This is a genomic window from Bradyrhizobium algeriense (assembly GCF_036924595.1).
GTDB classification, from domain to species: Bacteria; Pseudomonadota; Alphaproteobacteria; order Rhizobiales; family Xanthobacteraceae; genus Bradyrhizobium; species Bradyrhizobium algeriense.
The window spans coordinates 3,586,878-3,607,738 of sequence record NZ_JAZHRV010000001.1; the positions used below are offsets into that span (position 1 = coordinate 3,586,878).

General features: G+C 60.2%; 23 protein-coding genes and 2 pseudogenes. 9 read left to right on the forward strand and 16 right to left on the reverse strand.

Features of this window, described 5'->3' with window-relative positions; genetic code table 11:
• Window positions 1-45: 45 nt before the first annotated feature.
• From V1286_RS17695 to V1286_RS17730, 8 genes and pseudogenes are all read right to left on the reverse strand, one after another.
• Window positions 46-408, reverse strand: a complete 363-nt coding sequence (locus tag V1286_RS17695) for an ArsR/SmtB family transcription factor (RefSeq protein ID WP_334481313.1) — start codon at window positions 406-408, stop codon at window positions 46-48.
• Window positions 408-1,070, reverse strand: coding sequence for an SRPBCC family protein (locus V1286_RS17700; protein ID WP_334481314.1), 663 nt, complete (start codon window positions 1,068-1,070; stop codon window positions 408-410). The genes V1286_RS17695 and V1286_RS17700 overlap by 1 nt, the downstream gene beginning before the upstream one ends.
• A 904-nt stretch (window positions 1,071-1,974) precedes the next feature.
• A complete protein-coding gene (locus tag V1286_RS17705; RefSeq protein WP_334481316.1) occupies window positions 1,975-3,150 on the reverse strand; it encodes an O-antigen ligase family protein in 1,176 nt (391 codons plus the stop codon).
• Window positions 3,151-3,163: 13 nt separating this feature from the next.
• On the reverse strand, window positions 3,164-3,547 hold the full coding sequence (locus V1286_RS17710) for a hypothetical protein (protein ID WP_334481318.1): 384 nt from the start codon (window positions 3,545-3,547) through the stop codon (window positions 3,164-3,166).
• Window positions 3,548-3,802 (reverse strand): hypothetical protein, encoded by a 255-nt coding sequence (locus V1286_RS17715; protein ID WP_334481319.1) that lies wholly within the window; start codon window positions 3,800-3,802, stop codon window positions 3,548-3,550.
• Window positions 3,799-4,089 carry a hypothetical protein gene (locus V1286_RS17720; protein ID WP_334481320.1) on the reverse strand — a complete coding sequence of 97 codons (291 nt, stop codon included), beginning with the start codon at window positions 4,087-4,089 and terminating at the stop codon, window positions 3,799-3,801. The genes V1286_RS17715 and V1286_RS17720 overlap by 4 nt, the downstream gene beginning before the upstream one ends.
• A gap of 173 nt (window positions 4,090-4,262) precedes the next feature.
• A pseudogene (locus V1286_RS17725) lies at window positions 4,263-4,547 on the reverse strand (GMP synthase (glutamine-hydrolyzing)); the annotation flags it as partial.
• 97 nt (window positions 4,548-4,644) lie between these two features.
• Window positions 4,645-5,526 carry a LysR family transcriptional regulator gene (locus tag V1286_RS17730; protein WP_334481321.1) on the reverse strand — a complete coding sequence of 294 codons (882 nt, stop codon included), beginning with the start codon at window positions 5,524-5,526 and terminating at the stop codon, window positions 4,645-4,647.
• A 251-nt stretch (window positions 5,527-5,777) separates the two neighbouring features.
• Between V1286_RS17730 and V1286_RS17735 the strand changes: the two genes are divergently transcribed.
• Window positions 5,778-6,305: a nuclear transport factor 2 family protein gene (locus tag V1286_RS17735; RefSeq protein WP_334481322.1), complete on the forward strand. Its 528-nt coding sequence runs from the start codon at window positions 5,778-5,780 to the stop codon at window positions 6,303-6,305.
• A 51-nt stretch (window positions 6,306-6,356) separates the two neighbouring features.
• Entirely contained in the window at window positions 6,357-7,166 is an 810-nt protein-coding gene (locus V1286_RS17740) for an MBL fold metallo-hydrolase (protein WP_334481324.1), read from the forward strand.
• 284 nt (window positions 7,167-7,450) lie between these two features.
• On the opposite strand, the gene V1286_RS17745 is transcribed toward V1286_RS17740, so the two are convergent.
• Entirely contained in the window at window positions 7,451-8,410 is a 960-nt protein-coding gene (locus V1286_RS17745; protein WP_334481325.1) for an SDR family oxidoreductase, read from the reverse strand.
• Window positions 8,411-8,424: 14 nt separating this feature from the next.
• Window positions 8,425-8,562: pseudogene (locus tag V1286_RS17750) on the reverse strand (alkene reductase); the annotation flags it as partial.
• Window positions 8,563-8,791: 229 nt separating this feature from the next.
• On the opposite strand from V1286_RS17750, the gene V1286_RS17755 reads away from it, so the two are divergent.
• Both V1286_RS17755 and V1286_RS17760 read left to right on the forward strand, forming a co-directional pair.
• Complete coding sequence (locus V1286_RS17755) at window positions 8,792-9,667, forward strand: LysR family transcriptional regulator (protein WP_334481326.1); 876 nt, start codon at window positions 8,792-8,794, stop codon at window positions 9,665-9,667.
• Window positions 9,668-9,950: 283 nt separating this feature from the next.
• Complete coding sequence (locus V1286_RS17760; RefSeq protein ID WP_334489714.1) at window positions 9,951-10,910, forward strand: IS481 family transposase; 960 nt, start codon at window positions 9,951-9,953, stop codon at window positions 10,908-10,910.
• Between the two features lie 149 nt (window positions 10,911-11,059).
• Here the strand turns inward: V1286_RS17760 and V1286_RS17765 are convergent, their stop codons facing one another.
• Window positions 11,060-11,950 (reverse strand): LysR family transcriptional regulator, encoded by an 891-nt coding sequence (locus V1286_RS17765; protein ID WP_334481327.1) that lies wholly within the window; start codon window positions 11,948-11,950, stop codon window positions 11,060-11,062.
• 273 nt (window positions 11,951-12,223) lie between these two features.
• Between V1286_RS17765 and V1286_RS17770 the strand changes: the two genes are divergently transcribed.
• From V1286_RS17770 to V1286_RS17780, 3 genes are all read left to right on the forward strand, one after another.
• Entirely contained in the window at window positions 12,224-12,958 is a 735-nt protein-coding gene (locus V1286_RS17770; protein WP_334481329.1) for an SDR family NAD(P)-dependent oxidoreductase, read from the forward strand.
• 86 nt (window positions 12,959-13,044) lie between these two features.
• Window positions 13,045-13,644: an NADPH-dependent F420 reductase gene (locus V1286_RS17775; RefSeq protein WP_334481331.1), complete on the forward strand. Its 600-nt coding sequence runs from the start codon at window positions 13,045-13,047 to the stop codon at window positions 13,642-13,644.
• Window positions 13,645-13,750: 106 nt separating this feature from the next.
• Window positions 13,751-14,086, forward strand: a complete 336-nt coding sequence (locus V1286_RS17780) for an acyl-CoA-like ligand-binding transcription factor (protein ID WP_334481333.1) — start codon at window positions 13,751-13,753, stop codon at window positions 14,084-14,086.
• A gap of 80 nt (window positions 14,087-14,166) precedes the next feature.
• Here V1286_RS17780 and V1286_RS17785 read toward each other — a convergent pair whose 3' ends face one another.
• From V1286_RS17785 to V1286_RS17795, 3 genes are all read right to left on the reverse strand, one after another.
• Window positions 14,167-14,703 (reverse strand): dihydrofolate reductase family protein, encoded by a 537-nt coding sequence (locus tag V1286_RS17785; RefSeq protein WP_334481334.1) that lies wholly within the window; start codon window positions 14,701-14,703, stop codon window positions 14,167-14,169.
• Between the two features lie 79 nt (window positions 14,704-14,782).
• Window positions 14,783-15,274, reverse strand: coding sequence for a YciI family protein (locus tag V1286_RS17790; protein ID WP_334481336.1), 492 nt, complete (start codon window positions 15,272-15,274; stop codon window positions 14,783-14,785).
• Between the two features lie 814 nt (window positions 15,275-16,088).
• Window positions 16,089-16,808, reverse strand: a complete 720-nt coding sequence (locus V1286_RS17795) for an SDR family oxidoreductase (RefSeq protein WP_334481337.1) — start codon at window positions 16,806-16,808, stop codon at window positions 16,089-16,091.
• Between the two features lie 767 nt (window positions 16,809-17,575).
• Here V1286_RS17795 and V1286_RS17800 point away from each other — a divergent pair.
• A complete protein-coding gene (locus V1286_RS17800; RefSeq protein ID WP_334481338.1) occupies window positions 17,576-18,049 on the forward strand; it encodes a VOC family protein in 474 nt (157 codons plus the stop codon).
• Between the two features lie 22 nt (window positions 18,050-18,071).
• On the opposite strand, the gene V1286_RS17805 is transcribed toward V1286_RS17800, so the two are convergent.
• Window positions 18,072-19,334 carry a serine hydrolase domain-containing protein gene (locus tag V1286_RS17805; protein ID WP_334481340.1) on the reverse strand — a complete coding sequence of 421 codons (1,263 nt, stop codon included), beginning with the start codon at window positions 19,332-19,334 and terminating at the stop codon, window positions 18,072-18,074.
• 175 nt (window positions 19,335-19,509) lie between these two features.
• Here V1286_RS17805 and V1286_RS17810 point away from each other — a divergent pair, with 175 nt between their 5' ends.
• Entirely contained in the window at window positions 19,510-19,941 is a 432-nt protein-coding gene (locus V1286_RS17810) for a hypothetical protein (RefSeq protein WP_334481342.1), read from the forward strand.
• Window positions 19,942-20,196: 255 nt separating this feature from the next.
• Here the strand turns inward: V1286_RS17810 and V1286_RS17815 are convergent, their stop codons facing one another.
• Complete coding sequence (locus V1286_RS17815) at window positions 20,197-20,649, reverse strand: hypothetical protein (protein WP_334481344.1); 453 nt, start codon at window positions 20,647-20,649, stop codon at window positions 20,197-20,199.
• Window positions 20,650-20,861: the final 212 nt, after the last annotated feature.

A 20,861-nucleotide genomic window follows, 5' to 3' on the forward strand; every position in this document is an offset into this window, starting at 1 on the left:
CGATCAGAATGGCAGGTCTGCCGCACCGCTCGTGCGCAATCTGACCTAAGCTCTCTTCCCAGTACGTTTGGTCATTGGTGCGTTACGCCGCTCCCGTTTGCCTCGCGCGATCTCGGTCGCCAGCGCGTCGAGCTTCGGTTCCCAGAAGCTCCTGAACTGACCGATCCATGCATCCACCGCCTGAAGCCCCGCAGCATCCACCGAATAAAGCCGTCTTTGCGCGTCCGCCCGGACCCGTGCAAAGCCGCTCTCGCGCAGCACCTTGAGATGCTGCGACACGGCGGCCTGCGTGATCCCGAACTCGGCTCCGATCGCCTCTACTACTTCACCGGACGCCATTTCCCGAGGGCCCAGCAGCTCGAGGATGCGACGGCGCACCGGATCGGAAAGGACTTCGAAGACGTGCATCAGCTTCCTGTGCCCGGGTGCGCCATATCAAGCGGAATCTCGCCGCGATAGAAAGCGATGGTCCGGTCTGACCGCTCTTTTGCCGAGGCCGGATCTACTCCGCTCGCGACATGCGCTGCGCGCCAAAACTCACCGCTTTGAGTCATGAACTCCTTGCCGTCTGGAGAGCCCATCCATGCCTCGGCGGTCTCATGGTCGACGGATGCCCCCGTCGCAAGATACCGCTCAAGCCCCGCAAGGGCGAGGTCCCAACCTATCCCCACAGCGCCTGGACCGAACTGATTCCAATGATCCTCGATGATCGCGGTGTGCTCCAGCGTCAGCCGCGCCTTGTCGCGCTCTGCCGCCAGACTGACGTCGATCCAGCTCGTCGCACCGCCGAATTCCCACGTCGCTGCAAAATGATCAGGCGGTGTACACGCCGTGATGGTCCCGCCCGCATTCCCCTTGAGCTGGTACTTTCCGCCCAACTGGAGGTCTCCCTCGACCGGCAAAAACCATCGCGGAATGCGTTCCTTGCTGGTCAATGCGTCCCAGAGGTCATCGACATCAGTGTCGTAAAGCCGTGTCAGCGTCACCGCGCTCGCGGCCTTCCCGTCCTTCTCGAAATTGCGCACTGAGCGCGTGACAAGCCCCAATACCCTGGCGACGTCGATCTCCATTCGGTCCTCCTTGTACTTTTCGGGCGATGAATACCGGCTTTAGCTTATATAAGTCAAGACCCTTAATACAGTCGAACATGCAACCGGTTGACAACCTTCGCCTCGTTGATGATGCGCGTTGCAGTCTCGCGAGGATTTTGCGTCGTCATTGCGAGCGAAGCGAAGCAATCCATCTTTCCGCGTATGAGGTGACAATGGATTGCTTCGCTGCGCTCGCAATGACGGGGATATGGTTCCGCGATCTCGCGGCGTATCTCGCCCGAGCTTTGCATCTTCTTTTGCCCTCCTCTTGTTCAGAGGGCGCAGGGAAGACCGGGTGCTTGCTGCACCCGCGGTCTCGTGTGCAAAAAGAACACGCACACGAGCATACAGGTACAGGCGGAGCATCCCGGCCTTCCCTGCGCAGTGGCTTTACGGCTTACTTCGTGCTCTTCCCGGAGAACGGCTCTTTTGCCTCCGTCATCGGCGGGACACCGCGCTCGATCCGATAGGATCGATGCGCAACCGCCAACTTAGCGCCAGCACCGCGACGCCCGAACCACACGACTTCGCCGTACGCGCCCCTCATCCGCCGTGAGACGGGCGGAGTTATGCGACTGATTTGGGTGAGAACGAAGCAGTATATTTTTGATTCCTGGCCTTGACACAATTTCGGAAAATCAGAATTAATTGCCCATCGTGCCCATTAGTCGCATGCGAAAACTCTTATTCGTCATTGCGGACGAAGCGAAGCAATCCACAGCGCCCTTGCCGAAGCGGAGGTCGATTGCTTGTCGGCAGGAACAAAACGCAGCTTCGGGGATAGTCTTCGGCTAGTTTGGTGCAATTCCGAGGATGTAGGCAAGGAGCGCGATGTGGATCGCCAGCCAGATGCGCGGGTGCCGCTCCTGGAACGACAGGCGTCTCATGCCGGCACCCTCCGGTGTGCGGCAGCCATGCCGAGGAAAGTGAACAGCAGGAATGCCCCGGTCAGGCCGCCGTGTGCCATTTCGAGCGAGGCAACGAAGACCAGCGCGGTCAGGGCAAAGCGGACTTGAGGAGAGTCCGCCGGGATCAGGCCGCCAAGCGCGGCAGCGACGAGGAGAATGACGAGCGTGCCGCCGAGAAAGCCGAACTCGATGATTGTCTGCAGCAGCGTGACGTGCGGGTAGGCCTTGAAGCAGGAGGCACGCTCGAACGAGGAGAGGCCGCCGCCAAAAATTCCGGCACCAGGGACAGCCTTCACCGCCTCCTTGAGGAGTGACTTCCTGATCGCGACCGAATTGTCGAGTTCGCCGCACTCGCCGGCCACCGGATTGGGTGGACGCCCAGGCACGGTATCGCCGGCACGTGCCGGGCTGAATATGTAATTTAGAAAGATGCCACTGGTCTGCGGTCGAACCGCAAGCCCGATGAGGACCGAAATGATCGCCGCGCCGAGGATCATCGCGATCGGCCGCCTTCGGTCCGATGGCGAGACAAAGAACGCAGCGACAAGAGCGAGCGCGAGCGCGACGAAGATGAACCGCACCTGCGACGCGGCGAAGATCACGAGCGGAGGCACCAGGATCGCGAGGATCAACCTGATGCGGCGCAGATCGCCATAGCAGGCGACCGCAAGCACGAGGAAGCCGAATGACATTGTGAAGACCGTCGCGGCATGCGCGAAGCCGAAGACGATCGGCTTGCCATGCGGATCGTTCCATTGCGCGCCGAGCGCGAAGAAGGTTGCCACGGTGCCGAGCAGCGCAACGAGGCCCGTGATGCGATGGAAGAGGCCGAGCTTGCTGTCAGTCGGGATAAGGCGGCCAGCCGGGTAGGCGGCAAGCGCGAGCAGGAAGAGCGCCGCATCGCGCGGCGACGGCGGCATTCGGATCAAGGAGAAGATCGCGACGGCGGCAAACGCGGCGAAGAGGATGTCGACCAGGTTGATCTCGAACGCGCGGAAGCGACCGAGCAGGAAGAGTGCTACGACCGAACCGCCGATGACCGCGACGGTCAGCGCCGGCACGCCGCTGCTGCCGATCGCGCCGTTCAGGAGGATGAGGACCGAGCCGCTCGACACAAGCGTGGCGAACGGGATTTGCCAGCCAATCTTCACGAGAAGTATCCCCCTATTTTCCAACTATCCAGTATTGCCGACCGTTGACGCGCGGGTCTGAGCCGTCACTGGTGCGGAAACGAATGGCATATGAATCGACAAGCGAACCATTTTCCGTCGGGACCTTGTCCCAGATAGCCCCGAAATTCTCGCGAGGCAGCGGCGTCATATTCTCGTAAACAACAAACCGCGAAGTGTCAGGAAACCGAGCGGCCCGGAAGACATACGGCCTTACCGCATAATGATTCGGATGGTCGAACCAGAACCTGCCCAGCAATTCGACTACTTGGCCTGCCGGTCGCGGCGACGCGACATAATCCCGGTGAACGAAGATCGCGGCCGGCAGGTAGGCCGCGTAGATGCCGAGCGAAATGGCGATGATCGAGCGCGTTCTCATTTAATTGGTCTTCGTGCTTTTGATCTCGCCGATGTCCTCGCGGACCGAGAACTGGGTGATCTTGAAGCTCTGGGCAGTGGCATCGGCAATGCGCTGCGCCATTGCCTTGATGTCTTCGAGACGCTTCGGGTCGGCAGGGATCAGTGGGATCGGTCCCGTCGCGGCGAACCACGCCGGGATGCTCTCCTCATCGTCATCGCCTACGCCGGTGATCGCGTGAATCTCGGTGATGCGGAAACCGCGATAGTCGCTCATTGCGGCCGGCCCTTCCTATGGAAATACAGCGCGAGATCGGTCGCCGTGTTCGGCGTGATGATGTATTTTACACCCTCAGTCTTCCGGTGCTCCTCGATCTCCGGACGGATGCATTCGTCGCACACCCGTCGCGGCTTCTTCGGCGCGTGCGGCCTGAATTGAACCATGCGCCAGCATTTGCTGCAGGGAGCGACGAGGTTGTCCGGAAAGAGCAGCGGCGCTCCCTGCGGCGCGAGCCGGCACACGACGGCGTCGGACTCCTCGGGATCACTGGTGGTCCGTTGCACGTTTGCGAAAATGCTCAATGAGAATAGCGATATAGAGAAAGTTATTAAGACCAAGGCCATTTCGCCGCGGCTCGGAAGCAATTTGGCGTAGTCAGCCCTGCAGCGCAGGCGAGATAGCATGAGATTGCACAATCAAGAATTGAAAGCGAGAAGAATCTCGCTATACTTGATTTTCACTCCCACTCAATCGTCCCCGGCTTGCTCGTCGTACACCACCCGGTTCACGCCCTTCACTCGTTGATGATCCGCGTCGCGGTTTCGCCGAGGAATTTCATGTCGAAGGGATAGAAGTCGGCGGTCATGCCGTCGGTCGACGTCACCGCGCGCAGGCCCACGACGTATTCGTAGGTGCGATCGTCGCCCACCGTCTTCACCGGCAGCAACACGGCGAAGGCTTGCGAGATCGTGTCGTAGAGGCCGGCTTTTCGGATCTGGTCGATATAGACGGCGTCGGCCTGGCAGCGGCGGGGCTGAGGCCCGCGCGATGACTCGCGCACTCCACACGTCAGTTCCGATCGCCACGGCTACCGATCGTCGCGCGCCGACTATTTATTGTTAAGAGAGTCGCAGCGCGTTGACGAGTGCAGACAGCGCAGCAGGCTGATGCTGGCGACTGGGGTAATACATGAAAAAGCCGGGAATTGGCGGCGTCCAGTCCTCCAGCACACGGATAAGGCGGCGCTTCGCAACATACTCTGCGACCTGCTCTTCAAATGCGAGGCCTACGCCGACTCCAGCGAGTGCCGCCTGAATCACCAGGTTGGTATCATCGATTATGAGCGGGCCGTTCACGCCGATCGTAACCGCCTTTCGTCCTTGCTCGAATTCCCACCGATACGGACCGCCCGGAAGACGCAGGCTTATGCATCGATGGTCATTCAGATCCTTGGGCTTCTGGGGAATGCTTCGTGATGCAAAATAGCCGGGCGATCCGACCACCGCCAATCGCAGCTCCTGCGTGACCCGCACCGCGATCATATCCTTTTGAATGTACTCGCCGAGTTGAATACCGGCATCGAACTCGCCCGCAACGAGGTCTACAGGGCCAGTGACAGTAACAACGTCAAGAACGATGTCGGGGTGGGTCTCAGCAAATGCCGTGAGCCGCGGCAACAATACCATCACGGCAGCCGACCTGGACATTACAATTCGAAGGCGCCCCGCGGGTCGGTGCCGAACGCTTCGGGCTTTGTTGAGGGCACGAGCAATTTGCTCAAGTGCCGGAGACAACTCTTTCAAAAGAGCTGCCCCTGCAGCGGTTGGTGCGACGCTCTTGGTTGTTCGAGCAAGAAGCTGCAGCTCGAGCCGCCGCTCAAGTCCCCGGATCGTGTGGCTCAGGGCAGACTGAGACACACCAATCTTTGCCGCAGCCCGTGTAAAGCTTCGTTCACTGGCGACGATTGCAAACGTAGCTAGTTCGTTCAGTTCGTTTCTCATGATTTATGAATATCGCTCATGACTCTATGCCTTGCAACATGTCTAGTCTCATAAGCCACTTTGTCCTAGAGTTTGCCAACAAGGAAACTTGAGGCAACCTTCTGCAGGTTTCGGCCGGCTTGACGCTCAGCACGTGTAGCTGGGTCTATGAAAGCGGTTCGTTGTAACAACTTTTGGGATGACTATACCCGGCGATTTTAATCTCATCTGAAGAACGCAACTTAAGCCCACAGGGACTTTTGGAGAGCAGAATGTCAAAAATGGATCGACGAGCATTTTTGAGTCGATCTGCCAGCGTGATTGTTGGAGCTACGCTCGTCAGCACTCCTGGTTTGATGCTTGGAGATCGGACTTTCAGCCATGCGCAGTCTCCTCCCGTTCCAAATAACAACCTTATGGATAACAAGCTTATGGATGCCGATGCTCGTGCCTTGCACTCTCTAGCGCAGACCTATTTCGACGGTGCCTATGAAATGGATGCTGACAAATTTGCGTCCATATTTCATCCCTCGAGTTCCGTGACCAAAGTCGGCGACGACGGCAACGTGAGCGTGACGCCGATTGGGATGTGGCTAGCAGCCGTCCGTAATATGAAAGCTCCGAAACAACAGGGCCTGGAGCGCCACGATCAGATCCTATCAATAGACGTTGATGGAGAGCTCGCGCTTTTGAAGTTGAAATTGCAAATTCCACCGCGCTACTTCACCGACATGTTGTCATGCTTAAAGGTCAACGGAACCTGGAAAATCGCTCAGAAAGTCATGACTTCGAAAACCTAACGGCTTCGGCGCTATTTTACAAAAGTGAATCATACGCTTGGCAGGTTGTCCGTGGAATTTCTGTCACAAAGCCCCAATGCCCTGGGCTGCGCTTCGGGATCATGGAAGATTTGGTCACTCTCTGACGGACATGTCGACCTGCCCGCCGAATCCCTCAGATATCCCAACAACAAAATAGGTAGGCAGACCGAACCGCCTCAGCGAGACGATTTGCTGGTTCGATTGTCGGTCAACTGCTTCTTGTTCGATCGCTCTGGCATCGACCGCGTTTTGATTGATTGTGGGGCGGGTGCGAGTTGGGACCCGTCCATGGGTCACCTCGAGGAGGCGATGGCAGAGGCAGGCATCGACACGTCATCGATCACCATAGTCGCCCTCACCCATGCTCATGGCGACCACATCAATGGTCTTCTAACGCCTGACGGTCGACGAGCATTTAACAACCTGAGCAAGATCGTGATCGGGGAGGACGCCGTTGAGGGGTTTCTTGCCGAGCCAAAACTAGCGGAGTTTCGTCCACTCCTTGCTCCCATTAACGGAGGAGACCGGTTGGCCGATCATTTGCTGGCGTTGGCAATGCCTGGGCATGCTCCGGGCCATATGGGTTATCTCCTCAGCACTGGCGAGGACGATATCTTATTCTGCGGCGACCTGATCCACGTTCCTGCTGCACAGTTTGCCCGTCCCGAGCTTACCTGGGCCTATGACGATGACGAGTCCATGGCGAGGACGACCCGGATCAAGTTGCTCCAGGACGCAGCGGATGCACATACTTGGCTGGCCGGCGCTCACCTAGGTCGACCAGGCCTCGGTAGAATAATTGAGGAAGGGCAGGGATATGCGTTTATCCCGGCCGCTTAGCTACTTGGCCCCCTACTCCCACTCGATTGCTCAGAGCTATATTAGCATTCTGGCTTATCAGCCAAACTTTTTCCGCGCGTCGCCAAAGACCGACTCACAGAGTCCGTCAGAAACTTGCGCTCTTGATTTCAATAGGGAATTTCGGCGATCAGAAATTTTTTCGGGTTCATCGACTATCGGTACCGATCGGTTGATTTTGTTATCAGCCGCAACGAACGACCATCCGCTCAGCGGCCGAAAAGACCGTTAGCACTGATCACCACGCGGTCGCCTGAATCAGGAAATTAACCGATGACTTTCGCCCATCGTGTGATCGCATCTCGGGATGTAGGGGCGGGTCCAAAGAAGTGCTCTTGTTGCGAAATGTTCGAAACATAGACGCCCTTCTTGAAGAACAGAAACATCTGAATCAGATCATACCCAAGCTCGGAAAACAGCTTTACCGGGCGTGCGAGCAAGCGGAGAACCAGCCACGGCACCACCCGGACCTTGAGACGTCTCTTCGTAATTTCGGAGACGATATCGGCGATCTCTTGCTGGCTCTTGGGACCATCGCGCCAGCCGACATCGATCGTTTGGTTGTTGATTTCACTACCAGGAAATGTCGCGGCTTTGGCGAGATATGAGGCAAGATCATCCGTCAGCACATAGGACCACCTCGTGGCTTTATCGCCGACCGCCAGGAACCGGCCAGCTTTCGCACCCTTCGCAATATAGTCTGAGCTTTGATCGAGAAATGTAGGCGCGCGGACAAATACGTACGGCACCCCGGAGGCCTTGATCAGATCCTCGGCCACTTTCTTGGCATGGAAATGCGGCACTGCTGACGCAGACTCGCAGCTAACGATGCTGAGAAAGACAAATCGGCCAACATTGGCTCTTGCTGCGGCCTCTATAAGATTCTTGTTGCCCTGGAAGTCCGTGTCGAGGCTTCCTTTCATGTAACTGTTAGCCGAGCTGACGACGACGTCCACGCCCTGCAAAGCACGATCCAGTGACCCTGGATCCATCATGTCGCCGCGCACCCATTCGACATCGGCGCTCTCATTTGAGGGCGCGCCCTTACGCGACATCGCAACGACGGCCACATTCGCATCATGCGCCAGGTTGCGGAGAATTTTGGCTCCGAGGAATCCTGTGGCGCCGACGAGCAAGACCTTTTTCTTTCCCGTCGCGCTTGAATTTACGGTCTCGGCAAGTGCCTTCCTATCCGAGGTAGTCGAAGTATGCGGTGATTGGGTCAATTTAAAATCTCCGGTCATGAACTGGTATTGGTTCGGGCGCTCAGGGCGGGGTAATCGACGTAGCCTCGCGCGGTGCCGCCGAAGAAAGTGTTGTGGTCTGGCTCGTTCATCGCCGCATCAGCCTTCAGCCGAACGACGAAATCCGGATTGGCGCCGTGAACATGCCCGTCCCCGGCGCGATCGCGGACGGTCGAAGGCGGCGCGGCTGCGGGTCATGGGCGCCATGACCAGCCGGTTGGGAAGCATGCAGGGGCCAATGCGGACCGGGGTGAACAGTGGATTCATTTGGGTTCCCCATTCGCTGGAGTCCTTGTCCACCATTCCGATTTCGGGATAAATCCGATAGAATTGGAATCATATTTCCATATATGGAGCAATCAGTTGAGCCGTTTGAACGACATGGCGCTGTTCGTGGAGGTGGCCAGAGCCAGGAGTTTTCGGAAGGCCGCGGAGGCTCTCGGCATGCCAAACTCCACGCTGTCGCGACGTATCAGCGAGCTGGAGAAGGCGATCGGCCTGCGACTGCTGCATCGCACGACGCGCAAGATCGAGCTCACCGAAGCCGGCCAGATCTATTATGAACGAAGCAAGCGAATCGTCGACGAGGCACGGCTCGCGCACGAACAACTCGGCGCGATGGTTGAGCAGCCGAGCGGTGTCCTGCGGGTTTCGCTCCCGGTCGACTTCGCTACGCTTTACCTCACGCCGATCATCGCCAATTTCGCGCGGCACTATCCCGGCATCACGTTCGAATTCGACCTGACCCCACGCCGCGTCGATTTGGTGGCCGAGCCGTTCGATGTGGCGATCCGCATCGGCAAACTGGAAGATTCCAGTCTGATCGCTCGCCTGATCGGGCGGCATTCGCGCCACCTCTATGCGTCTCCTGGCTATATCGAAGCGTCAGGCGAGCCCGCGACACCGGCGGACCTGGCGGAGCATGAATGCATCTGCATGCCGCGGATCCCGACCTGGACTTTGCACCAGGGGATGAACAAGGTCGATGTCGGCGTTCGCGGCCGCTTCACGCTCAACAGCGTGGGGATGACCCGCGCCCTGGCGGTCAACCACCAGGGCATCGCCCTGCTTGCCGAGAAGATCGTCGCCGAAGATCTTGCCTCTGGCCGCCTCCGGCGTGTCCTGCCCGAATGGCAGGGGTCGTCGGTCAGCATTTACGCCGTCACCGAAACTCGCCTTATTCCAGCCAAGACCCAGCGCTTCATCGAATTCCTGTCCTCCAGGCTGATGGAAACTTGAAACATGCTGGAGGTTCTCATGGAATCGCGCGGGAACCGAGATTGTCTTGCCGCTGACGATGGAGCGCCAAGTCTCGTTGCCCTGCCCCGCGGCAGCTAGCCGAGCGCTGATTGCGAGACTGTCTCCTGAAGGCTTCGATCTCCGGCAATCGGCGCGAAGCAGATCCGCCTTTGCGCGCACTATTCTACGCTAGCTAGATGTGAACTTTCAGGAGGTTGTCCACTCGGCCCCGGCCGTGAACGCTGATGTCGCCAAACACACAGCGATTCGCAGGGGGAGCCGAATGGACACTCATAAGAATGCGCCTTTGACGCCGAAAGGTCGAGAGGCGATGGTGCGGAGCGTCATCGAAGGTGGCCTGACCAACGCCGCAGCCGCGCTGAAATTTAACGTTTCGGCGAAGACGGTGGCCAAATGGGTCAACCGCTTCCGCGCGGAAGGCGTGAGTGGGTTGCGTGATCGCTCCTCAAGGCCCCTTTCATCGCCAAGCCAAACCCAGCCTGCCACATGCGCCGCAGTTGAGGCTTTGCGCCGGCATCGCCACACCGGCAAGCAGATCGCGGCCGAGGTCGGGATCTCTCCGGCGACCGTCAGCCGCATCCTGCGTCGGCTCGGGCTAAACAGGCTCGCCGCGCTGGAGCCCGCCGAGCCGATCCGCCGCTATGAGCGCGAGCACCCTGGCGAGCTTATCCATCTCGATATCAAGAAGCTCGGCCGGATCGGCTCGGTGGGACATCGCATCACCGGGCGGTATCCTGGCGCGATCAACCGCCACCATGGCATCGGCTGGGAGTTCGTCCATGTCTGCATCGATGATGCTTCGCGCGTCGCCTTCGTCCAGGTCATGACCGATCAGCGCAAGGAAAGTGCTGTAGCTTTCCTTGAGGCCGCCGTCGCTTATTTCGCCAGGCTCGGAGTCCGCGTCGAGCGCGTGATGACGGATAATGGCTCGTGCTACCGCTCAGAGAGCTTCCGAGCAGCTTGTAAACGCCTCGGCCTTCGCCAAATCTTCACCAGGCCTTATACGCCCAAGACCAAGGGCAAAGCCGAGCGCTTCATCCAAACCGCGCTTCGCGAATGGGCTTATGCGCAGGCCTACCAGAACTCAGACCAGCGAACGGCCGAACTGCCCAACTGGCTGCATCGCTACAATTGGCACCGGCCGCATGGTAGCCTGAAGGCCAACACACCCATCAGCCGACTCGGTTTAGCCGGGAACAACCTCTTGAGGCTCCACAGCTAGAGCACTCCGCCTTTTGAAGCGACCTTACATCATCCTGAAAGTGGTCGCAGATCGGACCTGCGCGGCAGGGATTGAAAACGCCAGTTCAGCAGAGTGAGAATCGGCTTCCGACCGGATTACGGCAAGCGTCGCCGGCGACCTGCTGCGCATCAGTCGCGCGATATGGACAGCCCCGCGAGAAGCGGAGCGTACGCGGCGAGCCTGCGGGATACGAACTCCGTGAAGAGCCGCACACGCTTCGTCTTGCGTGTCTCCCCCTGTGTGAGAAGCCAAACCGTTCCGTACATGTGCAGGTCGGTGCCCGGCACCCTCACCAGCAGGGGGTCGGCATCGCCAACGAAGCACGGCAGTGTCGTCATCCCGATCCCTTGCCTTACTGCAACGATCTGCGCCTCAGCGTCTGTGGTCCTGAACGGAACCCCCATGGTGCGGACTTCGCGGGCCCAGTCCGGGATTCCATGAATGCTTATGACGATCCACCGGATGGGATCAGGCGCGCCCGCACGCGACGCGGATAGTCGATCGCGGGACATGTAGACGCCTCCGAACAGCTCCGGTCCCTTCAGGCCGTGAAGATTGAGCGGCAGGGTTTTGCGATCGTAGACAACGCGGATCGCCACGTCTGCCTCTCGGTTGGTCAGATTTGCCAGCTCGCCGGACGACAAGATTTCCATCTCGATGTCCGGATGCAGACGCGCGAAATCGGCGAAATCCGGCATGAGCAGGTGTGTCGCTAAGGGCGGCGCCAACGTCACCCGCAGAAGCCCGCGCACGCTCTGGTCGCGACCGAAGACGCGCGTCTCCAGCTGGTGCGACGACGCTTCCATCTGGTCCGCGAGCTCGAGAACCTCCTCGCCCGCAGCCGTCAGCCGGTAGCCCGAAGGCAACTTTTCGAACATCTGCGCGCCCAGGTGTTCCTCGAGCTGAGCAATACGCCGCAGCACGGTCGAGTGATTCACCCCGAGGCGCTCCGCCGCAGCCCGCACTGAGCCTCCGCGCGCGACGGCCAGAAAGTAGCGAACGTCATCCCAGTCGATCATGGTGCATTCCGGCACCGCACGGTGCGCCTTCCAAAGCCCGTATCTAACATATCGTGCAGCAATACGGGCGGTCGTCATAGCCTTTGTCGACGAGCGCGGCCCAATTCCGAACGGCGGACACCGATCGTCGCGGCTGGCGTCAGTCGTCCAGCCGGATCGATTTCGCACCACCGATGTGCGCGCTTCTGCACTCAACGCCTGACGCTGGCGGACCCATGTTGAGGTTCTCGGGGGCATCCCCGAACGACCAAAGACGGAGTCTGAAAGGAAGTCATGGGAAAGCTTGAGGGTAAGATTGCAGTCATCACGGGTGGATCGAGCGGCATGGCGCTGGCGAGCGCCAAGCGGTTCGTTGAAGAAGGCGCCTATATTTTCATCACGGGCCGGAGGCAGGAGGCGCTCGACGAGGCCGTCAAGCTGATTGGCCGGAACGTGACCGGCGTGCGCGGCGACGCGGCCAATCTCGACGACCTCGACCGTCTGTTCGACACGGTCAAGCGGGAAAAGGGCAGGATCGACGTCCTGTACGCGAGCGCCGGCATGGGCGAAGCCGTCCCACTGGGCGAGATTACCGAGCAGCACTTCGATGCGGCCTTCAACCTGAATGCGCGCGGCACGCTGTTTACGGTTCAGAAGGCGTTGCCGCTGTTCAACGATGGCGGATCGATCTTCATGACGGGGTCAGTTGCCTCGGTGAAAGGTTTTCCTGGTTACGGCGTGTACTCGGCGAGCAAGGCGACGTTGCGCTCATTCGCACGCACTTGGCTCAACGAACTGAAGGGCAGGAATATCCGGGTGAACGTGTTGAGCCCGGGGCCGATCGCCACACCGATGCAGGACCAGGTTCTCACCGAGGAAGCGAAGCGGATGTTCGAATCCCTGATCCCGCGGGGAAAGATGGGTCGTCCTGAGGAAATTGCGGCGGTCGCGCTGTTTCTTGCTTCAGACGATTCGAGCTTCGTGAATGGGGTGGAGTTGTCTGTCGACGGCGGCTTCTCGGCCATCTGAATTCGCGCCGGATCGCCGGAAGTGGCTGATCGGCAGGCGCCGTTGAAGGCCGGGAAATCAATATCAACAAGGATCGGAGAACCATTATGAGCTACGCGATTGTAGGATTCGGTAAGATAGGCCAGGCCCTCGCCCACGCCTTCGCCCGTAAAAACATCGAGGTGACCGTCGCGAGCCGCCGGCCGCCCGAGGCGTTGGCGCCGCAGGCTCGGGCGATTGGACCCACGGTCGTCGCCAAGTCGTTGCGGGAAGCACTCGAGGCCGACACAATCATCTTGGCGGTCCCGTTCGGGGAGCATCGCGAGGTTGCGAAGGCCCTGCCGAGCTGGAAAGGCAAGACAGTGATCGACGCGATGAATGCGTTTCCAGTCCCTGAAGAGCTGGACGGTCTACCGTCCTCCGCCTTCGTCGCGAAGGCGTTCACCGGCGCCAAGCTCGTGAAAGGTTTCAATCATCTGATTGCGGCCACCCTGGCTGCCGATCCGATCGTCGAGGGCGGGCACCGGGTCGTCTTTCTGTCGAGCGACGACGAGGACGCGATCGCTCCCGTGGCGGCCTTGGCCAAACAACTCGGGTTCGCACCCGTCAAGCTGGGAAAGCTCAACGAGGGTGGCGCGCTGGTGCACGCACGCGGTCGCACTTGGGGCCAGCTCATCTTCCAGGATTTGTTCAAGAAGGAGCAGTAATCGATCTACGACCGTGTGATCGACGCCGAGAACTGGTCGCGCGCGCTAACTTCTTCGAGCAGCGCGCGACCGAATATTTGAAGGCCACAAAGTCGCGAAGGTTGAGGTGGGCCTGACGGCGTATGGGGGCGAAACCGGCATCTATCGCTGCAGCTTTCAGGCCGATTACAAGCAAACCAGGGTGATCGAACGCCTGATGTGTGCGAACGAGTCGCTTCGCATTCGACACCAGGCGAAATATGTAGAGAAGGAACAAGCGGTATTCGACGCGCTCTGCCAGATGTGGCCGCAGCCCAAGCGGCAGCCTGCGCTGCGCATTGTCGCCATGATGTCGATCGGAGCACTTCGTCTTGCGATCGACAACTGGAACCGCGACCAGGGGAAGCGACCTATCGCCATTTATCTAAAAGAGGCGTTCGCCGACCTGAAGTCGGAGATTTGAAACGGCGCCTGCGATCAGCGGAGCGATCGTCACCGAACTGGTCATATCATCCTCCCCGCCCCACAAACAAGCGGAGCAATTCAAGCAGAAACGTACGTCAACCTGATCACCTCCTCGCCAATTCGATCGCTGGCCACGAGGCGGAGCGGCGGCCGGGGGCCGGAGAAGAATGGTTTGCCGCGACCCAACACGACGGGGTGGAGGTAGAGTTGATACTCATCAATAAGACCAAGATCGGTCAGGCTTCGCGCCAGGTCGGGTCCGGCGACGTCAATCTCCCCAACGCGCTCAGCCTTCAGCCCCCGTATCACCGCCTCGAGGTCATCCTTGACAAGCGTGGCGTTGGGGCCGACTGACTCCAGGGAGCGCGACACGACCCACTTCGGTTGGTTCCGCCACGCCGCTGCGAAGTCGTATTCCGCAGCGTTCCACTCAGGGTGGTCTTCGTCCCAATAACGCATCACCTCATACATGCGGCGGCCGTACACGCTGCCTGCCAGGCCGCGCACTTGCTCGATGAAGTGACGAAAGAGCGCGGGGCTTGGCGCAAATTCCGGATGGTCATGGTCGACGTAGCCGTCCAGAGACTGGTTCATTCCAAATACGATCTTCGCCATAGCGATTTCCTCAGCTTTCCAGAAGAAACGGAACCTCACGGCCGGCAGAGACGGATGACGGCCTATCCAGCCGTCGGTATCAGGCGACGCCGAGCTTCCCGCGCTCGCCTTCACGGGGCGTCGAGGGCTTCTCGGGCGTCAGATACTCAGCCAGATCCGCCGCCTCGTAGAACGGGCGGATCTCCACCCCGCTCGGACCTAACATGGGATTGCGCTTCGCCCAGGCCACGGCCTCGTCCATGTCCTTGACCTGCCAGATCATGAAGCCGGCGACCAGCTCGCGGGTCTCGGCGAACGGCCCGTCGATGACCTTGCTGCTCGAACCATCGGAGGTGATGCGCTTGGCCTGGGCGCTGTTTTGGAGGCCGGCGCCGGCCAACATGATTCCGGCCTTGACCAGCTCCTCGGTGAACTGGTCCATCGCCGCGAACGCCTCTTTCGTGGGGGGCGCGCTTTTTTCGCTGCCGTCAGCGGCTTTTCCGAACACCATCACCCGCATCGTCTGTCTCCTTGTGGCGGTCCAAACCTGAGGACGAGCCAGATCGACAAGATCCGACAGCACCGCGATCATTTTTTTGGCGCGTGCCCTTCTGTCGTCGCCACCGGCCCTCGACCTTCCGGAGGACCTGCCGGAGTCAGGCCCTTTCGGCCCCCTACTCCCACTCAATCGTCCCCGGCGGCTTGCTCGTCCGTGAACGCAATGCGGTCTTTCTGATTCAACTGTCAAACAGCGTGGGCACGGACCCACGTTCTCGCGGCACGAAATGCCCGAGCTATTGTTTTAATTTTACCCTCTCGAAAGACAGAGGGCGCAGGGAAGACCGGGTGCTTGCTGCACCCGCGGTCCCGCGTGCGATTTGCGCAAACAAAAATGCACACGAGCATACAGGGCAGCTGGAGCATTCCGGCCTTCCCTGCGCAATGGCTTTACGGCTTACTTCGTGCTCTTCCCGGAGAACGGCTCTTTTGCCTCCGTCGTCGGCGGGAAACTTCCCGCCAACTTAGCGCCAGCACCGCGGCGCCCGAACCACACGACTTCGCCGTACGCTTCCGGCGCGTACGTCTAGCGCGCCCTCAGCGTCCACCGCATCTCACCGCGCGTTCGTGACGATGGCCAACGCCCCTCATCCGCCGTGAGACGGGCGGAGTTATGGGACTGATTTGGGTGAGAACGAAAGCGGAATATTTTTGATTCCTGGCCTTGACACGATTTCGGAAAATCAGAAGTGATTTGCCTGTCGTGCCGGTTTGTGACGCGGCCTTGAGCCACCGTTGCAATTTTGTGTCACCGTGGTCCCCGCAATCCCGCGCAATCCTAGCAAAAGAGACGCGTTGCCTCCATCGCGCCCTCGCTCATCACGTGCGACCCTTCAGTCAGACGCCCATCATCGCGGGTCCGGCCTGAGCCGATCGAGTAGGGAGTTCCAGCTCCCTTGCCGCGCACCCTTGCCCCACACAATCTCGAACGTCGTCCGCGAGGCGTGCGGATGCTCCATGGCTTCGACGAACGCATCCGCGACATCAGCGCGGGCGATCCGGTTCCGAGGCGCCAGCGGCAGGGCGTCCTGCCCGACGACGACCGCGCGCTCCCCGGCAGGCCGATTGAGCAGGAAGCCAACGCGGATGATCGTGTAGTCCAGGTCGCTGGCGCGAATATCGTCTTCAACGCGCCGGCGCCAGACCAGCGTGTTCCTCTTGAGCAGGTTGATCAGGGTCCCGGCCAAAGAGGACGTCCCGATGCCGATCGAGTTGAGATAGACGAAGCGGCCGTGGAACCCGGCTCGGCGCGCGGCCGCAAGCGTGTCCACCACGCCCTGATAGTCCGTCGCCTTGACTAGGCGCTCCGGCGCGTAGCGTCCGCTGGGCGCGCCTGCGGTGAAAATGATGTGATCCACATCCGCCACCGCGGCAGGGAGCGTCTCCGCCTTTGTGAGATCCCCGGCGACGACCTCAAAAGAGTGGCCCAGTTCGGCTGCGGCTGCGGCCAGGTTGCGCGCGAGCACCCGGACCTGATAGCCGCGCTGGTGCAGCAGGCGCGCGATCAGGAGCCCGGCGCCCCGCGTGCCGCCAATAACCAGAACCCGGCTCTTTCGGACCTTGCTCATCGGGCCTCCTGCTCAAGCGCTCGCCGCAAGATCCAGCGCATTGCCGCGAAGGCGCGTTCGCGATCCTCACCGTCCGCCAGCGCGTCGGCGGTCTCGTGGATGACCGCAAATATGGGCCGTCCTGCTAGCGCCGCAGGCGATCGCCTGTTCCTCGAACGAGAACCGCTCTGGTAAAGCCCATCGTGCCATTATCGCCGTTCCTCCGGGTCTAGAAATCGCGAAGTTCATGTGGCTTTGGTTCACGCCTAAGTGTCGAAGCATGAACGCTCTGCGAGACGGCCGGTTGCACAATCGAAATCGGCTCGGCCAACTGGGGAACGGGGCTGTGCTGGGCCGTTTAGAGAATGTGCCGCCGTCGTATGCCTGGTGACCGCAACGTCATTATCGCGGCCGGTCTCCCTGCCCGTCGATTTCAGGACCGGGGCCGTGCTTATGGACCTTGCCCCCTGACGCCTCCTCTGAACGCGCGAAAATCGCAGCCCGTAGGGCTGCGCGAACGCGGCATCGGTCCCTGGGAACAGCAATGGCACGAAGCGGAAGACTGGTATTTTCAGCACGCCACGCCGGATCGATGGTTCGATATCATCGTTGAGAATCAGTAATCGAAGCCCGCCTGACCGTGCCCGCCGGCCAAACGACCCTTGCCGGCAGCGAACCCGCGGCGAAAAAAGAGTTGAGCGATGTCGGGACGCGACTTGTTCGATCGTCCTTTGCTGGTAGCGGTGCCGGCAAGCCTCGCGCCTGCGGAAAATGTAAGGAGAACAACGGTGAACAAGAACACGATCTGCTTGTGGTACAACCATGACGCCGAAGAGGCCGCGCGGTTTTACGCCAAAACCTTTCCCAACAGCAGCGTCGACGGGGTTCATAAAGCTCCGTCCGACTTTCCGGGCGGCAAGGCCGGCGACGTCCTGACCGTGCAGTTCACGGTATGCGGCGTGCCCTGCATCGGCCTCAACGGCGGCGACATCTTCAAGCAGAGCGAGGCGTTCTCGTTCCAGATCGCCACCGAGGACCAGCCGGAGACCGACCGTTACTGGAACGCGATCGTCGGCAATGGCGGCGCCGAGAGCGCATGCGGATGGTGCAAGGACAAATGGGGCCTGTCGTGGCAGATCACCCCGCGCGTCCTGACCGACGCGATGGCCAAGGGCGGCGACGTGGCAAAGCGCGCGTTCGAGGCGATGCTGACGATGCAGAAGATCGACGTTGCGAAGATCGAGGCGGCGGTGCGCGGATAGACACAGGCACTTGGCGGGGGCATCAGCCCCCCGCCATCAGGTCCTTTGCCAGCGCCATGTAGGCCGGCAGCGTCACGGGGTCGTTGGCGGCGTTGCCGGCCGCCGGGTGCGAGGCATAGCGGGCGATCACCATCTCGGCTTTCGGATCGATATAGATGCCCTGCCCGTGAACACCCCGCGCCATGAAGGCGCCGTGGGCATTGTGCGTCACCCACCACTGGTTCCGGTACGAGGCGCCGGGCAATGTGGTGTAGCCGGCCGGCTTGAACTTTTCGGGATCGCCGCCGCGCGCGATGTCTTCGACGACTTGAGACGGCACGATCTGGCGGCCGTTGAAGCGGCCGTGATTGCGGATCGTCTCGCCGAAGCGGGCGAGATCGCGCAAGCTGGTCGAGAGGCCACCGCCGCCGCTTTCGGTGCCGATGCGGTCGACATGATAATGCGCGTCCTCCTCCGCACCCATCGGAATCCAGATGCGCTCCGAGAGCAGATCGGACAGCGTCATCCCGCTCGCCCGCCGGCAGATAAAGGCCAGCACGTCGGAATTGACGGTCTTGTAGGCGAAGGCCTTGCCGTGCTCGCCCTGCTTCTTCTGCGCGCACAGGAAATCGAAAATGTTGGTTGCGCCTTCATAGCCCGGTTCGATCGGCGCCATACCGTTCGCCCGCCTCAGCCCAAACACGCCGGAATTCTTGTCGGTATAGACTTCCGTGTATTCGAGGCCCGTGGTCATATCCATGACCTCATGCACGCGCGCGTCCACGAACGCGCTGGTCTTCAGCTCGGGGACGTAGTCCGTGACCGGCGCCTGCGGATCGATCTTGCCCTCCGCCACCAGCATGCCGGCGAGCGTGCCGGTGAACGATTTCGTCACCGACATCGCGATGTGCGGCTTGTGCGGCTTCAGCGCGCCGAAATAGCGCTCGTAGATCAGTCTGCCCCGGTGTAGCACGGCTATGCCGTCGGCATAGGTTTCCTCGAGCATCCGCTCAAACGTCATCGGCCGCCCGTCCATGGTGACCGACGCGGACGCGCCGATATCCTGCTCCTCGCGCGGCAACGCGGACACAGGCCCTGCCCCGCGCCAGACATTCACCGTCGGCACCAGCTGGCGGATATTGCTCCAGGCCCAGCGCAGCTCGGGGAAGCTGCGGAAGGAGCCGTTATGGAAAGTGATGGTTTTATCCGGCAGCGGGGGAAAGCCCTGCATCCAGCCGAGTGCTTCGGGATCGGTCTCGGCGGCGGTCGGAGTGGCGGTCTGGCTGGCGGCGGTTGCGACGGACATGAAGGCTGACTCCACAAGGGCGACGTGGTGACCTAACATGAGATCGCGCGATGCACAGCCTGCATTTGGGCTAGGGTGATCGTCGTCGGATGCGCATTGCTGTATCTATCGTGATGCTCGACCTCAGCTTCAGCGAAGGCGCGCACTTGTGTCAATCGCGGATCGGATGCCTCAAATGCGATATGAACGAGTATATGTAATCTGGGACTTATATGACGGAGTTCGGACCGGCGTCGCTGATCTGGATGGCACCCCGCACTATTTCGCTTCTCAGTACGACGAAGGCCCCGACGACTACTCCGACAATTTCAAACTATACCCCGTCGGCACAGAATTCATGCGACGCGCGGCGCGCAATTGGAACATCTATCGGGCCTGGGAACGTAAATTTCATAACGGCGAAACCGATCTTAAGACGCATCCCGGCCACGGCGGAATTGACGCAGAATACGATGAATTGAGGTCATGGCTCGATAAGCAAGTAGTGCTTCTCGAAGCGCTGCCATCGCTTTACAGGGCGAAATTTCGCGAACTGCCCAATCAAGAAGGACTTCCCGGTGGAATGCTCCGCGAATTGGAAGTCACCTGGTCGCCTTCGCCCGTTTAGGCCAACGACACCTTGTTAGGGGCCCTACTCCCACTCGATAATCAATAAGCCGGCGAAACCCGCATGTTTATTGGTTTCCTGGCGTTGCGAATTCGCCATACCGTCATTGACACCGACATCATGTCAGTACGAGTTGAGCGGGGACCTGGCCTTCTTTCTTGCAGCCATTCCGCGATCTATCGGGCGTTTGGGGCGCGCTTTGGGTTCATACCCACAGCGGTAGCACCGCCCACAAAAAAGCCCGCCAAACCGGGTTCAGTTCGCCTTCGCCCGCATGAGCACCCTCACGGCCGCCACCAGTAGCGGCGACCACTTGCCGGCGATGGTGTACGCGGACCATATGGCATCGCGTAGCCTGTCGATATGCGCCACCATTTCATCGCGCCCAGCAGGATCGTGGACCTTCAACCCGTGGTGCGGGAAGAACCTGTGCGCGAGCAAGTTTCTTGCCTCCAGCGCGTCCTGAAAAACGGCATCCACGCTGTCAGTGATCTGCAGCTTTGCTTTGATCGCGCGAATTGACCGGCCCAGCGTGTTGCTGTCTATGGCCTCACGCAGCCGTGCATATGCATCTGCATCGGGGTTGGCATAGCTGCCCGTCTCCAGCGCGTCGAGCGCCAGCAGGCATGTGCCCAGCTCGGTTTCCAGCAGGTTCGCCGCTTCCAGCGCCCTGCCTGCGTCGTGGTAGACCTGTTCAACCGTTGCCATCGGATGCCCTGCGCCACCCTGTCATGAGCGATTCGCGCAGGGTAGCACCCCACCGCAGCTCACCACTAGATTATCACGGCAGGCGTTAATGCGCGGTCACGCGGTTCAAACGTGGCAATGGCGCTTGCGCGGATCGCCTCAGCCGGATTGCTGACAGCCTGCCCACTACCCTGCACATGCGTAAACACAGCCCGCACCCCTTCGCGAACGTG

What these genes read in the sequence shown, in the direction of transcription:
- V1286_RS17695 (WP_334481313.1), bottom strand. Translation starts at nt 408, where the DNA reads ATGCACGTCTTCGAAGTCCTTTCCGATCCGGTGCGCCGTCGCATCCTC.
- V1286_RS17700 (WP_334481314.1), bottom strand. Translation starts at nt 1,070, where the DNA reads ATGGAGATCGACGTCGCCAGGGTATTGGGGCTTGTCACGCGCTCAGTG.
- V1286_RS17710 (WP_334481318.1), bottom strand. Translation starts at nt 3,547, where the DNA reads ATGAGAACGCGCTCGATCATCGCCATTTCGCTCGGCATCTACGCGGCC.
- V1286_RS17715 (WP_334481319.1), bottom strand. Translation starts at nt 3,802, where the DNA reads ATGAGCGACTATCGCGGTTTCCGCATCACCGAGATTCACGCGATCACC.
- V1286_RS17730 (WP_334481321.1), bottom strand. Translation starts at nt 5,526, where the DNA reads ATGAGAAACGAACTGAACGAACTAGCTACGTTTGCAATCGTCGCCAGT.
- V1286_RS17735 (WP_334481322.1), top strand. Translation starts at nt 5,778, where the DNA reads ATGTCAAAAATGGATCGACGAGCATTTTTGAGTCGATCTGCCAGCGTG.
- V1286_RS17760 (WP_334489714.1), top strand. Translation starts at nt 9,951, where the DNA reads ATGGACACTCATAAGAATGCGCCTTTGACGCCGAAAGGTCGAGAGGCG.
- V1286_RS17765 (WP_334481327.1), bottom strand. Translation starts at nt 11,950, where the DNA reads ATGATCGACTGGGATGACGTTCGCTACTTTCTGGCCGTCGCGCGCGGA.
- V1286_RS17770 (WP_334481329.1), top strand. Translation starts at nt 12,224, where the DNA reads ATGGGAAAGCTTGAGGGTAAGATTGCAGTCATCACGGGTGGATCGAGC.
- V1286_RS17775 (WP_334481331.1), top strand. Translation starts at nt 13,045, where the DNA reads ATGAGCTACGCGATTGTAGGATTCGGTAAGATAGGCCAGGCCCTCGCC.
- V1286_RS17785 (WP_334481334.1), bottom strand. Translation starts at nt 14,703, where the DNA reads ATGGCGAAGATCGTATTTGGAATGAACCAGTCTCTGGACGGCTACGTC.
- V1286_RS17790 (WP_334481336.1), bottom strand. Translation starts at nt 15,274, where the DNA reads ATGATCGCGGTGCTGTCGGATCTTGTCGATCTGGCTCGTCCTCAGGTT.
- V1286_RS17795 (WP_334481337.1), bottom strand. Translation starts at nt 16,808, where the DNA reads ATGAGCAAGGTCCGAAAGAGCCGGGTTCTGGTTATTGGCGGCACGCGG.
- V1286_RS17805 (WP_334481340.1), bottom strand. Translation starts at nt 19,334, where the DNA reads ATGTCCGTCGCAACCGCCGCCAGCCAGACCGCCACTCCGACCGCCGCC.
- V1286_RS17810 (WP_334481342.1), top strand. Translation starts at nt 19,510, where the DNA reads ATGCGATATGAACGAGTATATGTAATCTGGGACTTATATGACGGAGTT.
- V1286_RS17815 (WP_334481344.1), bottom strand. Translation starts at nt 20,649, where the DNA reads ATGGCAACGGTTGAACAGGTCTACCACGACGCAGGCAGGGCGCTGGAA.